General features: G+C 61.1%; 15 protein-coding genes. 8 read left to right on the top strand and 7 right to left on the bottom strand.

The features are described 5' to 3' along the window. Positions 1 to 101: 101 nt before the first annotated feature. Positions 102 to 494: a peptide-methionine (R)-S-oxide reductase MsrB gene (gene msrB, locus AC07OV_RS27930; RefSeq protein ID WP_176998240.1), complete on the bottom strand. Its 393-nt coding sequence runs from the start codon at positions 492 to 494 to the stop codon at positions 102 to 104. A gap of 202 nt (positions 495 to 696) precedes the next feature. Between msrB and AC07OV_RS27925 the strand changes: the two genes are divergently transcribed. Further along, the gene (locus AC07OV_RS27925; protein ID WP_016978462.1) at positions 697 to 1,908 is read left to right on the top strand and encodes a pyridoxal phosphate-dependent aminotransferase; all 1,212 of its coding nucleotides are present in this window, start codon (positions 697 to 699) and stop codon (positions 1,906 to 1,908) included. Positions 1,909 to 2,212: 304 nt separating this feature from the next. Continuing rightward, the gene (gene htpX / locus AC07OV_RS27920; RefSeq protein WP_176998241.1) at positions 2,213 to 3,100 is read left to right on the top strand and encodes a protease HtpX; all 888 of its coding nucleotides are present in this window, start codon (positions 2,213 to 2,215) and stop codon (positions 3,098 to 3,100) included. Positions 3,101 to 3,264: 164 nt separating this feature from the next. Here htpX and AC07OV_RS27915 read toward each other — a convergent pair whose 3' ends face one another. After that, the gene (locus AC07OV_RS27915; protein ID WP_494997809.1) at positions 3,265 to 3,921 is read right to left on the bottom strand and encodes a thiopurine S-methyltransferase; all 657 of its coding nucleotides are present in this window, start codon (positions 3,919 to 3,921) and stop codon (positions 3,265 to 3,267) included. Positions 3,922 to 4,024: 103 nt separating this feature from the next. Between AC07OV_RS27915 and AC07OV_RS27910 the strand changes: the two genes are divergently transcribed. Beyond that, on the top strand, positions 4,025 to 4,792 hold the full coding sequence (locus tag AC07OV_RS27910; RefSeq protein WP_495093409.1) for a DODA-type extradiol aromatic ring-opening family dioxygenase: 768 nt from the start codon (positions 4,025 to 4,027) through the stop codon (positions 4,790 to 4,792). Between the two features lie 222 nt (positions 4,793 to 5,014). On the opposite strand, the gene AC07OV_RS27905 is transcribed toward AC07OV_RS27910, so the two are convergent. Beyond that, positions 5,015 to 6,688, bottom strand: coding sequence for a DEAD/DEAH box helicase (locus AC07OV_RS27905; protein WP_016972326.1), 1,674 nt, complete (start codon positions 6,686 to 6,688; stop codon positions 5,015 to 5,017). A 422-nt stretch (positions 6,689 to 7,110) separates the two neighbouring features. On the opposite strand from AC07OV_RS27905, the gene AC07OV_RS27900 reads away from it, so the two are divergent. After that, positions 7,111 to 7,902 carry a crotonase/enoyl-CoA hydratase family protein gene (locus AC07OV_RS27900; RefSeq protein ID WP_495093408.1) on the top strand — a complete coding sequence of 264 codons (792 nt, stop codon included), beginning with the start codon at positions 7,111 to 7,113 and terminating at the stop codon, positions 7,900 to 7,902. Between the two features lie 134 nt (positions 7,903 to 8,036). On the opposite strand, the gene AC07OV_RS27895 is transcribed toward AC07OV_RS27900, so the two are convergent. Beyond that, positions 8,037 to 8,792: a spermidine synthase gene (locus AC07OV_RS27895; protein WP_178925008.1), complete on the bottom strand. Its 756-nt coding sequence runs from the start codon at positions 8,790 to 8,792 to the stop codon at positions 8,037 to 8,039. A 122-nt stretch (positions 8,793 to 8,914) separates the two neighbouring features. On the opposite strand from AC07OV_RS27895, the gene AC07OV_RS27890 reads away from it, so the two are divergent. Further along, complete coding sequence (locus AC07OV_RS27890; protein WP_176998246.1) at positions 8,915 to 10,261, top strand: class II 3-deoxy-7-phosphoheptulonate synthase; 1,347 nt, start codon at positions 8,915 to 8,917, stop codon at positions 10,259 to 10,261. A gap of 114 nt (positions 10,262 to 10,375) precedes the next feature. On the opposite strand, the gene AC07OV_RS27885 is transcribed toward AC07OV_RS27890, so the two are convergent. Next, complete coding sequence (locus tag AC07OV_RS27885) at positions 10,376 to 11,608, bottom strand: winged helix-turn-helix domain-containing protein (RefSeq protein ID WP_495093407.1); 1,233 nt, start codon at positions 11,606 to 11,608, stop codon at positions 10,376 to 10,378. Between the two features lie 45 nt (positions 11,609 to 11,653). Beyond that, a complete protein-coding gene (locus AC07OV_RS27880; protein WP_256349883.1) occupies positions 11,654 to 11,860 on the bottom strand; it encodes a DUF1127 domain-containing protein in 207 nt (68 codons plus the stop codon). Positions 11,861 to 11,958: 98 nt separating this feature from the next. Here AC07OV_RS27880 and AC07OV_RS27875 point away from each other — a divergent pair, with 98 nt between their 5' ends. After that, positions 11,959 to 12,813, top strand: coding sequence for a LysR family transcriptional regulator (locus AC07OV_RS27875; RefSeq protein ID WP_495093406.1), 855 nt, complete (start codon positions 11,959 to 11,961; stop codon positions 12,811 to 12,813). On the opposite strand, the gene AC07OV_RS27870 is transcribed toward AC07OV_RS27875, so the two are convergent. Continuing rightward, entirely contained in the window at positions 12,803 to 13,552 is a 750-nt protein-coding gene (locus tag AC07OV_RS27870; protein WP_494997812.1) for a sulfite exporter TauE/SafE family protein, read from the bottom strand. The two genes, AC07OV_RS27875 and AC07OV_RS27870, sit on opposite strands and share 11 nt — an antisense overlap. Before the next feature lie 109 nt (positions 13,553 to 13,661). Between AC07OV_RS27870 and AC07OV_RS27865 the strand changes: the two genes are divergently transcribed. Together AC07OV_RS27865 and AC07OV_RS27860 are read left to right on the top strand one after the other, a co-directional pair. Next, positions 13,662 to 14,612 (top strand): LysR family transcriptional regulator, encoded by a 951-nt coding sequence (locus AC07OV_RS27865; protein ID WP_494997813.1) that lies wholly within the window; start codon positions 13,662 to 13,664, stop codon positions 14,610 to 14,612. Between the two features lie 80 nt (positions 14,613 to 14,692). Beyond that, positions 14,693 to 15,145, top strand: a complete 453-nt coding sequence (locus AC07OV_RS27860) for a MarR family winged helix-turn-helix transcriptional regulator (RefSeq protein WP_494997814.1) — start codon at positions 14,693 to 14,695, stop codon at positions 15,143 to 15,145. The last annotated feature ends 62 nt before the right edge of the window (positions 15,146 to 15,207 follow it).

The following is a 15,207-nucleotide window of genomic DNA, read 5'->3' as shown; positions in this document are numbered from 1 at the left end:
CCCCCCCCCCCCCCCCCCCCCCCCCCCCCCCCCCCCCCCCCCCCCCCCCCCCCCCCCCCCCCCCCCCCCCCCCCCCTTGCTCCTACGGGTGCGGTATTGAATCAGCGCGGGACCAGGTCCAGGCACACCGAGTTGATGCAGTAACGCAGACCGGTCGGCGGCGGGCCGTCCGGGAACACATGCCCCAGGTGCGCATCGCACTTGGCGCAGGTGACTTCGGTGCGGATCATGCCGTGGCTGACGTCACGGATCTCGATCATCGCACTCTGGGCAATCGGCTCGTAGAAGCTCGGCCAGCCGCAACCGGCATCGAATTTGGTCTTGGAGTCGAACAACGGCTCGTTGCAGCAAATGCAGTGGTACACGCCGTCTGTGGTGGTGGCGTTGTACTTGCCGGAAAACGGGCGCTCGGTGCCTTTGAGCCGGCAGACCTGATATTGAGCGGGGTCGAGCATTTCCCGCCATTCCTCCAGCGTTTTATCCAACTTTTCCATCGGTACACCTCGGCAACTGAAAAACCCTGATCTGTGTCTTTTCCATGGATCAGGCGGCACGTATGATTGCGCCTCTTCAAAACGCCAGTCTGGCACCCGCGCTACCGGCATTCAAACGTATTTATGGGTGCGGGCCTCGCAGGATTCGCAGTACGGTCGTGTCCACACCGTCTGGATCGTTCATTTTCAGGATCACATCGCCATGCAGGTCAGCAAATCGAACAAGCTCGCCAACGTCTGCTACGACATTCGCGGCCCAGTGCTCAAGCACGCCAAACGCCTGGAAGAGGAAGGCCATCGCATCCTCAAGCTGAACATTGGCAACCCGGCGCCTTTTGGTTTCGAAGCGCCGGACGAAATACTCCAGGACGTGATCCGCAACCTACCGACCGCCCAGGGCTACAGTGACTCCAAGGGCCTGTTCAGCGCGCGCAAGGCGGTGATGCAGTACTACCAGCAAAAGCAGGTGGAAGGCGTTGGCATCGAGGACATCTACCTGGGCAACGGCGTGTCCGAGCTGATCGTGATGTCCATGCAGGCACTGCTCAACAACGGCGACGAAGTGCTGGTGCCGGCCCCCGACTACCCGCTGTGGACCGCTGCCGTGACCCTGGCCGGTGGCCACCCGGTGCACTACCTGTGTGACGAAGGCGCCGACTGGTTCCCGGACCTGGCCGACATCAAGGCCAAGATCACTCCGAACACCAAGGCCCTGGTAATCATCAACCCGAACAACCCGACTGGCGCGGTGTATTCCAAGGAAGTGTTGCTGGGCATGCTCGAACTGGCGCGCCAGCACAACCTGGTGGTGTTCTCCGACGAGATCTACGACAAGATCCTCTACGATGACGCCGTGCACGTGTGCACCGCCTCCCTGGCGCCTGACCTGCTGTGCCTGACCTTCAACGGCCTGTCCAAGTCGTACCGCGTGGCGGGCTTCCGCTCCGGCTGGATCGCCATCTCCGGCCCCAAGCACAACGCCCAGAGCTATATCGAAGGCATCGACATGCTGGCCAACATGCGCCTGTGCGCCAACGTGCCGAGCCAGCACGCCATCCAGACCGCCCTCGGCGGCTACCAGAGCATCAATGACCTGGTATTGCCTCAAGGCCGTTTGCTGGAGCAGCGCAACCGCACCTGGGAACTGCTCAACGCCATCCCGGGCGTGAGCTGTGTAAAACCCATGGGTGCGCTGTATGCCTTCCCACGTATCGACCCGAAGGTTTGCCCGATCCTCAACGACGAGAAGTTCGTGCTCGACCTGCTGTTGTCGGAAAAACTGCTGGTGGTGCAAGGGACTGCGTTCAACTGGCCGTGGCCGGATCACTTCCGTGTGGTGACCTTGCCGCGCGTGGATGACCTGGACATGGCCATTGGTCGCATCGGCAACTTCCTCAAGTCCTATCGCCAGTAACGACTATGGCGCTGTGCGATCGTCAGTCGGTCGCACAGCGATTATCTGGCAACACTTCTCTGCCCTGCCTAGCCTCCTCCTTATCGCGGCACACCACGGATCGGTCAGCCCCCTATAATTACGGGACGACAAGGCACGAATACGGTGATCATGGCCTGCTTTCCAGATCGGAAAAACCCTTCAAGGCTCTACGTTCAGGCTGTAGGACACAGTTTGAAATAGTCGCCCGGTTGAATAGCCTCAGGCCGCACCTTATATACCCCGCAGTACGCGACATATTAAGCATGAGGAGAACTCTACAACCATGATGCGCATCCTGCTGTTCTTGGCCACTAACCTGGCGGTCGTGCTGATTGCCAGCATCACCCTGAGCCTTTTCGGCTTCAACGGGTTCATGGCGGCCAACGGGGTCGATCTGAACCTCAATCAGCTGCTGGTCTTCTGTGCGGTCTTTGGTTTTGCCGGTTCGCTGTTCTCGCTGTTCATCTCCAAGTGGATGGCGAAGATGAGCACCAGCACCCAGGTGATCACCCAACCCCGTACCCGGCATGAGCAATGGTTGCTGCAGACCGTCGAGCAACTGTCCCGCGAAGCTGGGATCAAGATGCCCGAAGTCGGGATCTTCCCGGCCTACGAGGCCAACGCCTTTGCCACCGGCTGGAACAAGAACGACGCACTCGTTGCCGTCAGCCAGGGCATGCTGGAACGCTTCTCGTACGATGAAGTGAAGGCGGTACTGGCCCACGAGATCGGCCACGTGGCCAACGGTGACATGGTCACCCTGGCGCTGGTGCAGGGTGTGGTCAACACCTTCGTGATGTTCTTTGCGCGGATCATCGGCAACTTTGTCGACAAGGTGATCTTCAAGAACGAGGAAGGTCGCGGTATTGCCTACTACGTGGCGACCATCTTCGCTGAGTTGGTACTGGGCTTCCTGGCCAGCGCGATCACTATGTGGTTCTCGCGCAAACGGGAATTCCGTGCAGACGAAGCCGGTGCCCGCCTGGCCGGTACCGGGGCGATGATCGCAGCGCTGCAACACCTGCGCTCCGAACAGGGCCTGCCGGTGCATATGCCGGACAGCCTGACGGCGTTTGGTATCAACGGCGGTATCAAGCAGGGCATGGCTCGCCTGTTCATGAGCCACCCGCCGCTGGAAGAGCGTATCGACGCGTTGCGTCGTCGCGGCTGACAGGCAGTAGGTGACACACAAGAAAGGGGCGATTTGATCGCCCCTTTTTTATTGCCCTTGGGTTCTGTGCCGAGGCTGCTGCCGTCATCGCTGGCAAGCCAGCTCCTACATGTGGAATGCACTCCCCTGTAGGAGCTGGCTTGCCAGCGATGGCGGCAGCACGATCAACGCTTCGCCAACTGGTAGACACGCTCCTCAAGGCGATCAACACCGTCCTGCACGAACTTCCAGCTCTCAGCCAAAATGTCCTGTTCTTCCAGCACCGCCAACGCCCAGTGTGCCCCCAGCAGCACCTTCACTTCGTCATCGGTGACCGCAAACGGTGGGCCGGCTTTCTGGGCCTGGTCATAATCGAGCGTGATCAAAACGCCTTGGCACCCAGGCGCTAGCAGGTCGTTGAGATGCTCGCAGTAACGCGCCCGCATCAGGGGCGGCAAGGCAATCAGCGCAGCACGGTCGTAGAGCGCAGTGCAATCGGCCACTGCTTCAGCGTCCAGCGCAAAGAAATCACCGCACCACAGCTCCACCTGATCAGCCTGGTACACCGTGAAGGCGCCTTGCCGGCTGATCCGGGGCGTGAGCCCTTGCTCTATGAAGAACGCCTCCACCGCCTGCTCTGACAGCTCCACGCCCATCACTTGGTGCCCGTGACTGGCCAGCCACATCAAATCCAGGCTTTTGCCACACAGCGGCACCAGCACCTTGGCACCTTCAGCCAGCGCAAGCCGCGGCCAGTACCGCTGCAAGTAAGGGTTAACCTCAGGCAAGTGAAAGCCAATCTGATTGCGCGCCCAGCGCTCTTGCCAAAACTTAGGCTCCATAAATCACCCTGAAAATTCGATAAAAAGGCGCTAAAACTTATATTAGATTTAGATCAATGATCTGATTGAAGATGGTCCCATGTTAACGCTCAGGACCCTACTTATGTTCCCCAGCCTGTTTATCTCCCACGGCTCGCCCATGCTGGCCCTGCAACCCGGCGCCAGTGGCCCGGCCCTGCAGCGCCTGGCCGCCGAATTGCCCCGTCCTAAAGCGATCGTGGTGGTATCGGCACACTGGGAAAGCCAGGAATTACTCGTCAGCGGCAGCCAGGCCCCGGAAACCTGGCATGATTTCGGGGGGTTCCCCCGCGAATTGTTTGCCGTGCAATATCCCGCACCCGGCGATCCGCAGTTGGCCGCAGAGATTGTGGAATTGCTGCACGCCGACGGTTTGAATGGACGCATCGATGAGCGCCGCCCCTTTGACCACGGCACCTGGGTACCGCTGTCGCTGATGTACCCGGCAGCCGATATTCCAGTGGTCCAAGTGTCGCTGCCAAGTCGCATGGGCCCTGCCCTGCAGACGCGCGTGGGGCATGCCCTCGCCAGCCTGCGCGAGCAAGGCGTATTGCTGATTGGCTCCGGCAGCATCACCCACAACCTGGGCGAACTGAACTGGCGTGCCGGGCCGGAAACCATCGAACCCTGGGCGCGGGATTTCCGTGACTGGGTAGTGGACAAGCTGGCCGCCAACGATGAAACCGCGCTGCACGACTACCGTCGCCAGGCGCCCCATGCCGTGCGCAGCCATCCCAGCGACGAACACCTGTTGCCGCTGTACTTTGCGCGGGGTGCCGGCGGTGATTTCAGTGTCGCTCATCAAGGCTTCACCCTGGGCGCACTGGGCATGGACATCTATCGCTTCGGCTAACGCAGATCCAATGGTGGAAACGGGCTTGTGGGAGCTGGCTTGCCTGCGATGCAAACACCTCGGTCTGTCAGGCTGACCTGGGTGATCCTATCGCAGGCAAGCCAGCTCCCACATAAACCAGCTCCCACAGTTGACCGAGTGCTGATCCGAAAATACCAGGCAAAAAAAATCCCCGAACCAGTCGGGGATTTTTTATGTGCGATCAATCAGCCCAAGGGCGGATCAATCTTCGCGGTAGCGACGCAGCTTCAGCTGCTTACCGGCAACGCGAGTGTCTTTCAGCTTGGCCAGCAGTTTTTCCAGACCGTCTTCCGGCAGCTCCACCAGGGAGAAGCTGTCACGGACCTGGATACGACCGATGGCTTCACGGGCCAGGCCACCCTCGTTGAGGATAGCGCCCAGCAGGTTCTTGGCAGCGATACCATCACGCGCGCCCAGCGCGGTACGGCAACGAGCACGGCCTTCAGCCAATGGAACCGGAGCACGACGCTCACGATCACCACGGTCTGGACGGTCGCCGGAACGCTCTGGACGATCACCGCGTGGCGCGCTGTTCGGAACCAGTGGGCGTTCTTTCTCGATGGCAGCCAGGGTCAGGGCTTGACCGTTAGTTGCTTTGCGCAGCAGGGCTGCAGCCAGGGCACGCGGGGTGCAACCGATATCGGCAGTCAGGCGGTCCAGCAGGTCGCCGTGGGTCGATTCAGCGTCAGCCACCAGCGGCGACAGGCTGTTGGTCAGTTTCTTGATGCGCGCATCCAGGACAGCCTGGGCGTCCGGCAGGCGGACTTCGGCAACTTTCTGGCCAGTCACACGCTCGATCACTTGCAGCATGCGGCGCTCACGTGGAGTCACCAGCAGCAGTGCGCGACCTTCGCGACCGGCACGGCCAGTACGGCCGATACGGTGAACGTAGGACTCTGGATCGTACGGCATGTCAACGTTGAACACGTGGGTGATACGTGGAACGTCGAGACCACGGGCAGCAACGTCGGTCGCTACAACGATGTCCAGGCGGCCATCCTTGAGGGAGTCGATCACGCGCTCACGCTGGTTCTGGGCGATGTCACCGTTCAGCGCAGCGGCTTTGTAGCCTTTGGCTTCCAGGGCACTGGCCAGGTCCAGGGTCGCTTGCTTGGTGCGTACGAACATGATCAGGGCGTCGAAGTCTTCGACTTCCAGCAGGCTCAATACAGCCGAGGTCTTCTGGTCAGCGTGAACCAACAGGTGAGCCTGTTCGATCGCGGTAACGGTCTGGGTCTTGGTCTGGATCTTGACGTGCTCTGGGTCACGCAGGTGACGCTCGGCAATGGCACGGATCGACTGTGGCAGAGTGGCCGAGAACAGTACGGTCTGGCGGGTCGGAGGCAGTGCCTTGAAGATGACTTCCAGGTCATCCATGAAGCCCAGCTTCAACATTTCGTCAGCTTCGTCCAGAACCAGGTGGTTCACGGTCGACAGCACTTTCTCGTCACGACGCAGGTGGTCGCACAGACGGCCCGGGGTGGCGACAACGATCTGTGCGCCATTACGGATTGCTTTGAGTTGTGGGCCCATCGGCGCGCCGCCGTAAACGGCCACAACGGTTACGCCTGGCATTTGCTTGGCGTAGGTTTCAAAAGCGGTTGCTACTTGCAGCGCCAACTCACGGGTTGGCGCCAGGATCAGGGCTTGCGGTTCGCGCTTGGCAGGGTCGATGCACTGCAGGATAGGCAAAGCGAACGCGGCAGTTTTGCCGGTACCGGTTTGCGCCTGGCCAATCATGTCCTTGCCGGCCATGATGATCGGGATCGATTGCTGCTGAATCGCCGAAGGCTCTTCGTAGCCAGTCGCTGCGACGGCTGCAAGAATATTCGGGTTCAGATTAAAAGCGGCGAAGCCGCCGGTTTCCTGGGTCATGGGTCTGCCTCTAAGTGCATCCGCAAAGACCCATGCTCCAAAGCTGCGCATGCCGTGTTGAGACTCAAGAGTCGCCCTGGCTGCTTTGTCGGCGGGGATTTGCGAAAACGAATGAATGAAAAAGATTCGTCAAGGAAGAGTCCGCTGTGCGGACGTGCAGCCGAAGCTGACTTCGGGGAATTGCGCTACCTAAACGCGGCCCGGTTAAAGGCCGGCGCGCACTATACCGGAAATACCTGAAAAAGGGAGCTTTTTTTATCGGAAAGCACCGATAAACCGCGCTGTGTCACAGTCTTTGCAGATAAGCGCGCCAGGGTCTATTTTTCAAAGGCCCGGCCCTGTTGGTCACAACGCTTAAACGGTTCACCTAACCTTTTGGACCCTTTGGTCTGAAACCTTCCCCGCGCCCGAGGGCACACCCGATGAATCAAGCCACCAGCAGTCGCGTCAGCCGTGAATTACAGGGCCATGTCCTGCTGTTGGGCCTGGACCGAGTGGCCAAGCGCAATGCCTTCGATCTGGACCTGCTCAATGAATTGAGTTTGGCGTATGGCGAATTTGATCGAAACGAAGAGGCCCGGGTGGCCGTGGTGTTTGCCCACGGCGATCACTTCACCGCCGGGTTGGACCTGGCCAATGTCAGCGGCGTGATGGCCGGAGGCTGGCAGCCGCCGCTGGGCGGATGTGACCCTTGGGGCGTGTTCGCCGGTCCACGGGTGAGTAAACCGGTGATTGTCGCGGCCCAGGGCTACTGCCTGACTATCGGTATCGAGTTGATGCTGGCGGCCGATATCAACCTGTGCGCCAGCAACACCCGCTTTGCGCAAATGGAAGTACAGCGTGGGATCTTTCCGTTTGGCGGTGCGACATTACGCTTTCATCAGATCGCTGGCTGGGGCAACGCGATGCGCTGGCTGCTCACCGGCGACGAGTTTGACGCCCACGAGGCCTTGCGCCTGGGGTTGGTACAGGAAGTGATGGCCAGCGAAGACCTGCTGCCACGCGCCCTTGAGCTAGCCAACCGCATTGCACGCCAGGCGCCGCTGGGGGTGCAGGCCACGTTGATGTCGGCGCGATTGGCGCGCATGGAGGGTGAGGCGTTGGCGGCTGCGGCGTTGCCGCCGATGGTGGATAAGTTGCTGAACAGTGAGGACGCCAAGGAGGGTGTGCGGGCTATGATTGAGAAGCGGCCGGGGGTGTTCAAGGGAGTTTAGTTGTCGGCAGTGATGGCCTCTTCGCGGGCAAGTCGAATCGTCGCACCGCCGCTCCCACAGGGGAATGCAATTCAACAGGGAAACGCGGTCGAATGCGGGAGCGGGCTTGCTCGCGAAGGCGTCGGGACAGACAACTAGGTCGCCGGCCGGATCGCCTTGATCAACGACTGCAACGAATACCCCAACCGCGGCGCCAAGGCTTCGGCGCGGGCCGACAGCGCCTGCATATCCAAGGGCTGATCCAGGTCTGACGGCACCAGCAGAATCACGTTGCCCTCCTTCACCGGCAGTTCCCAGTAATGCCGGTGGTACAACCCACGCAGCAAGGCGGCCCCCAACGGTTTGCCATCATCCGTGGCCCATTGGTTAATCACCAGCCAGCCACCCGGGTTGAGTTTTTTCTGGCAGTTTTCCAGGAAGGTCCAGGCCAGGTGCCCGACGCCGGGGCCTACATCGGTGTACAGGTCGACAAAAATCAGGTCGGCCGATTCGGCCGTCTCCAGCAATTGCAGGGCGTCGCCGATGCGAATGTACAACCGCGGATCGTCATCCAGCCCCAGGTACTCGATGGCCAGGCGCGGCACATCGGGGCGCAGCTCGATGGCCTCGACATCCTCCAGCGGCAGGAACTTGAGGCACGCCTGGGTCAGCGTCCCGGCGCCGAGCCCCAGGAACAGCGCACTCTCCGGCAATTCATGGCACAGCGCACCAATCAGCATCGCGCGGGTGTAGTCGTATTCCAGCCAGCTCGGATCAGCGGTAAACACGCAGCTTTGCTCGATGGCATCGCCAAACTCGAGAAAACGGTAATCGGCCACTTCGAGCACACGGATCATGCCGAAATCATCATGGACTTCGGCCAGCAGGCGCTCGACACGCTCCTCGGTCATCACTACTCCTAACGGGTTGGGCACTGCAAAGGCGCGATTGTCGGCCAACCGGCGGCAACAGGTCACGCACTAATTGCTGATAACATTGGCGCCCGACCGTCAACCACCCAATCGAGTTCATGATGAGCCAACCCTGGAGCCCCGACAGCTGGCGCGCCCTGCCGATCCAGCAACAACCCCAGTACCCGGACGCTGCACATTTGCTGCACGTGGAGCAGAGCCTGGCCAGCTACCCGCCGCTGGTGTTTGCCGGGGAAGCCCGCGAGTTGCGCCGTCAGTTTGCCGAAGTCACCCAGGGTCGCGCATTCCTGTTGCAGGGCGGTGACTGCGCCGAGAGCTTTGCCGAGTTCTCTGCCGCAAAAATCCGCGACACGTTCAAGGTGCTGCTGCAGATGGCCATCGTGATGACCTTCGCCGCCGGTTGCCCGGTGGTGAAAGTCGGGCGCATGGCCGGCCAGTTCGCCAAGCCGCGTTCGGCCAACGATGAAACCATCGACGGCATCACCCTGCCCGCCTACCGTGGCGACATCGTCAACGGCATCGGTTTCGACGAAAAAAGCCGCGTGCCGGACCCGGACCGCCTGCTGCAGTCGTACCACCAGTCCACCGCCACCCTGAACCTGCTGCGCGCCTTTGCACAGGGCGGCTTTGCCGACCTGCACCAGGTGCACAAGTGGAACCTGGACTTCATCGCCAATTCCGCCCTGGCCGAAAAGTACAGCCAGCTGGCCGACCGCATCGATGAAACCCTGGCGTTCATGCGTGCCTGCGGCATGGACGATTCGCCGCAACTGCGCGAAACCAGCTTTTTCACCGCCCACGAAGCCTTGCTGCTCAACTACGAACAAGCGTTCGTGCGCCGCGACAGCCTGACCAACGACTACTACGACTGCTCGGCCCACATGCTCTGGATCGGTGATCGCACTCGCCAGCTGGACGGTGCCCACGTCGAGTTCCTGCGTGGCGTGAACAACCCGATCGGGGTCAAGGTCGGCCCAAGCATGAACCCCGACGACTTGATCCGCCTGATCGACATCCTCAACCCGGACAACGATCCCGGCCGTCTCAACCTGATCGCGCGCATGGGCGCCGGCAAGGTCGGCGACCACCTGCCCAACCTGATCCGCGCCGTCCAGCGCGAGGGCAAGCAGGTGCTGTGGAGCTCCGACCCGATGCACGGCAACACCATCAAGGCCAGCAGCGGCTACAAGACCCGTGACTTTGCGCAGATCCTCAGCGAAGTGAAGGCGTTCTTCCAGGTGCACCAGGCCGAGGGCACGTATGCCGGCGGCATCCATATCGAAATGACCGGGCAGAACGTCACCGAATGCATCGGGGGCGCGCGGCCGATCACTGAGGATGGTTTGTCGGACCGCTACCACACGCATTGCGACCCACGGATGAATGCCGATCAGTCGTTGGAGTTGGCGTTTTTGATTGCGGAGACGTTAAAGCAAGTTAAGCGCTGACCTTGCGTCGACTGCTCTGACGCCATCGCGGGCAAGCCCGGCTCCCACAGAAGAGTGCATTTCAACTGTGGAATGCATTCAACTGTGGGAGCCGGGCTTGCCCGCGATGGCGCCCTAAAGAACACTGCCCCTATTGATCATTGCCACCCGCAACCTATCAGCACTCGGCCGCTGGCAATTGAGCTGCACCTGCTCCAGCCCCAACCAGCTGGCCATTTGCAACAGGTTCGCAGCCAGCGCCTGCATGCCCTCTTCGTCCAAACCCTGTTCTTCTTCGTGCACCGCATGAACGGCCAAGCGTCCATTGACGCGTTCGGCGCGCAGGTCGACGCGTGCGGCAATCCGCTCATTGTGCAAAAACGGCAATACGTAATAGCCGAACACCCGCTTGTCCTGCGGCGTGTAGATCTCCAGCCGGTAACGGAAATCAAACAGGCGCTCGGTGCGGCTGCGCTCCCAGATCAGCGAATCGAAGGGCGACAACAACGCGCTGGCCGACACTTTGCGGGGTACTCTGGGGTCCGGAAGACAATACGCGGGTTGCTTCCAACCCTGCACCTGGCACGTCACCAATTGGCCATCCTCGACCAGTTCCGCCAAAGCGCTGCGGCTGTCGGCCGGATCCAGGCGGAAATAATCGCGCAGGTCTTTTTCGGTGCCCACGCCCAGCGCAGTGGCACTGTGCAGCAGCAAGCCGCGCTGGGCCTCGGCTTCACTCAAGGCGGCGTGTTGAAGGATGTCGCCCGGGATGACGCGCTCCGGCAAGTCATAGAGCCGCTCAAAACCGCGCCGCCCTGCAACGGTGACCAAACCGGCCGCGAACAGCCATTCCAACGCATGTTTCTCATCACTCCAGTCCCACCACGGGCCCGCCCGCTCCTCACGGGTCGACAGGCTGCCCGCACCCAAGGCGCCTTGTTGCTCAACGCTGCGCAGCACGCGTTGGATAGTGGCCTGTTGTTCACGACCGAAACGCGCCATCTGCGAGTAGATGCCCTGCCCTTGCTTGGCCCGCTCCATGCGCCAGCGCATCAGCGGGTACAGCGCCATAGGCAGCAATGAGGCCTCATGGCCCCAATATTCGAACAGCGAACGTCGCCGACCCTGGCTCCAGGCGGCCTGTTCAAGCATCAACGGGGCGTAATTGCCCAAACGGGAAAACAACGGCAAATAATGAGAACGCACAACGGCGTTCACCGAGTCGATCTGCAACACCCCCAACCGATCGATCATCCGGTTCAGGTGCGCGGCCTTGATGAGTGCAGGCGCCTGGCGCCCGGAAAACCCCTGGGCCGCCAGCGCCATGCGTCGAGCTTGCTTGAGTGAAAATGACAGGTCGGCAGGCATGGGGTTCTCCGTGTGGGCTCGCCGCCTACCCTACTGCATCCGCGATCATTTTCGCAGCGGGTCTTCCCAGAAATGCAGGTGACGCTCTTGCTCTACATCGGCGCGATTGAGGCCGATGTCCTTGAGCGCTTCGTCGCTCAAATGTGCCAGCATCTGACGCTCATGGTGCAACGACTGCCAGCGCGCAACCGTGTGAAACAGCCCGGCGAACGGACGTTTCGCCATCAACACAAAACCAGTTTGACCTTTCATCTTCTCGCCCTCCAGTGGGGATGACGCGAGTGTGTGCCTTGCCCTATGATCAATCCAACGAATGTTTCTTATGCAATACATCTCGGAGATTGATCAATTTGAGCGCCTACCCGAGCATCGACACCGAAGTGCTGCGCACCTTCGTCGCCATCGCCGATCAGGGCGGCTTTACCCGGGCCGGTGAGATGGTCAACCGCACCCAATCGGCGGTAAGCATGCAGATGAAACGCTTGGAAGAGGACGTGCTACAGCGCAAGCTGTTCGAGCGCGACGGGCGCCAGGTGCGGCTCACGCCCGAAGGCCAGGTGCTGCTGGGTTATGCGCGGCGCATCCTGAAACTGCACAGCGAAGTGTTCAACACATTGCGCGAGCCGCACATGGTCGGGCTGGTGCGCATCGGCACGCCTGATGATTACGTGATGCGTTTCCTCCCGGGCATCCTCAAGCGGTTTTCCAAGGCGTATCCGCTGATTCAGCTCGAAATGCACTGCGAGTCGTCCCAGGTATTGATGCAGCGCCGCGACTTGGCGTTGACGGTGATCAGTCGCGAGCCCGGCAGTGAGGTCGGTGAACTGTTGCGCACGGATCGCATGGTTTGGGTAGCGTCGTCATGTTTCTGTGTGGACGAGCACGCTGCGTTGCCACTGGCGATTTCCGGTGCCGACTGCTTGTACACCGATTGGGCACGCTCGGCCCTGGATGCGGCCGGACGTGACTACCGCCTGGCCTACCACAGCTCTAACGTGGCGGCGATTCAAGCGGTGGTGAATGCCGGTCTGGCGGTGATGATTAGTATGGAAAGCCTGGTGACTGACGAACTGCGAGTGCTGGGCAGCGACGAAGGTTTCCCGCCACTGCCGTCGATGAGTTTGCGTCTGCTGCGTAACCCGACCCTGAACTCCCCCATTACCGATTGCCTGGCGGATTACATTCTCGAAGGCTTCAGACTTTAAACGTCAGCATCACCGCGCAAATCGCCAGGAAGCCGCAGAACAAGCCGCGCAGCACGCGCTCCGGCAACGCATGGGCAACTTTTACGCCCCAACTGATACTGAGCAACCCACCAATGGCCAACGGCACGCCGATCATCCAGTCCACTTCCTGGTGCCAGGCGTAAGTCACCAGGGTCACACCGGTACTGGGTAAGGCCAGCGCCAGGGACAGGCCCTGCGCCACCACCTGGGTAGTACCAAACACGCTGGTCAGCACGGGCGTGGCAACCACCGCACCGCCCACGCCGAACAGGCCACCCATCGAACCGGAGGCGGCGCCCAACACGCCGAGCCATGGCCAGGAATAACGCATCTGCGCCGTGGGCGGTGCATTGCGCGTGAACATGCGCAGCAGGTTGTAGGCCGCCAGCGTCAGCAGAAACGCAATAAAGCCAACACGCATGGCGCCCGCATCCAGGCCCACGGCCCAGATCGAACCGAGCCAGGCAAAGCTGAAGCCCATCACGCCCAATGGCAGCGCGTGGCGCAGTTCGATGCGGTTGCGCTGGTGATAACGCCACAGGGCCAGCATCACGTTGGGCACCACCATGACCAGTGCCGTGCCTTGGGCAAGCTGCTGATCCAGGCCAAACAACACGCCCAGCACGGGGATTGCAATCAGCCCGCCACCAATGCCAAACAGCCCGCCGACCGTGCCAAGGGCTGCGCCCAATAGGAGGTACATCGCTAAATCCAACACCGCTCATTACTCCAGAAGCCCAGGCCTTGCATGCTACGCAGTCGGCTCTGGCGGGGAAACGCACAGCAACGCACAATGGCTGTGCCAATCTCGCATAAGCGTATATTCAATGAATCCTAATGCCCTGACCGATCAACTAGGTCTGTTCCTCGATGTGCTGGAAACCGGCAGTTTTTCTGCCGCTGCACGCCGCCATCCACTGACGCCTTCAGCCGTGGCGCGACGTATCGACAGCCTGGAAAGCTCGGTGGGCAGCCAGCTGTTCCAGCGCAGCACCCATGCGGTGGTGCCCACGCCGGCAGGCCTGGCCTTTGCCGAGCGCGCGCGGCGGATCGTCAGCGAACTGCAGTTGGCGCGGGCCGAGGCGGTGTCCTTGAGCCACGCGCCGGAAGGCCTGATTCGTGTGGATGCGCCGGCGGCGTTCGGTCGGCGGCACCTGGCCCCGGTGATTGCCGACTTCCTGAATGTGTACCCGGGGCTGGATGTACACCTGCACCTGATCGACAGTTTTGTGGACATGCAGGGCGCACACCTGGGCAAGGTCGATCTGGTGCTGCGCGCCGGGCATATCGTCGATACCCGGCTGATTGCCACGCCCCTGGCCAGTATCGTGCGCATCGCCTGCGCCAGCCCGGCCTACCTGAAAAATCGCGGTACACCCACTCATCCGCGCGAACTCAGCGACCACGACGGCCTGGACTGGGATGGGTTGGCGCCAATGTTCGCCTGGCGCTTCGAGCTGGATGGGCGCCGCGCCACCTATCGCCCAAAACGTATCCGCATGAGCGCCAACAATGCCGAGGCGCTGCTGTCGGGCGCATTGGCGGGGTTGGGGATCGCGCACCTTCCCACCTGGCTGGCGAGTGAATACCTGGTGCGCGGTGAATTGCTGCCGCTGTTCTGCGAAAACGGCCTGCCCAGCCCGGAAACCACCGGGATCTACGCGTTGCGCCTGGAACAACAGGCCAACGCCCGCAGCCGCTTGCTGCTGGAATACCTCAAGTCACGTTTCAGCCCCGTGCCGCATTGGGATCTGGCCCTGCAAAGCGGCTTGGTCTGACCGGGCAGACAGAATTATCTGGCGCATTAAAGATTTGGCCGCTAGATTCCAGCCCAGACACGCTTTTTCGAGGCACCGCCATGAGCAAGAATCCTGACCCGTGCGAATCACTGATGCTGGACAACCAGCTGTGCTTTGCCCTTCACTCCACGTCGCTGTTGATGACCAAGGTCTACAAACCGCTGCTGCAGGCCCTTGGCCTGACCTACCCGCAATACCTGGCCATGATGGTGTTGTGGGAAGAAGACGGTTTGACCGTCGGCGAAATCAGCAGCCGACTGCTGACCGACCCGGGCTCACTGACCCCACTGCTCAAGCGCCTGGAAGCTGAAGGCGTACTCAGCCGCACCCGCAGTCGTGAGGACGAACGGGTTGTCGTGGTGGAGTTGACCGACGCCGGTCGCGCCTTGCAGGACAAGGCTATGGGGATTCCGCAGTGCATTTTGGGGGCCAGCGGTTTGGAGCTCGAACAGTTGCAAAAGCTGCAAGCTGACCTGATCTCATTGCGCGCCAACCTGCAAGCCAACGTTTAATCCCTCTCCCGTGTAGGAGCCGGCTTGCCGGCGATTGCGGTACATCTGACACAACGCAATCG

The organism is Pseudomonas sp. GW821-FHT09A09 (assembly GCF_059418405.1).
Note: the sequence above shows the minus strand (reverse complement) of the source record. Positions and strands in the feature narration are given on the sequence as shown.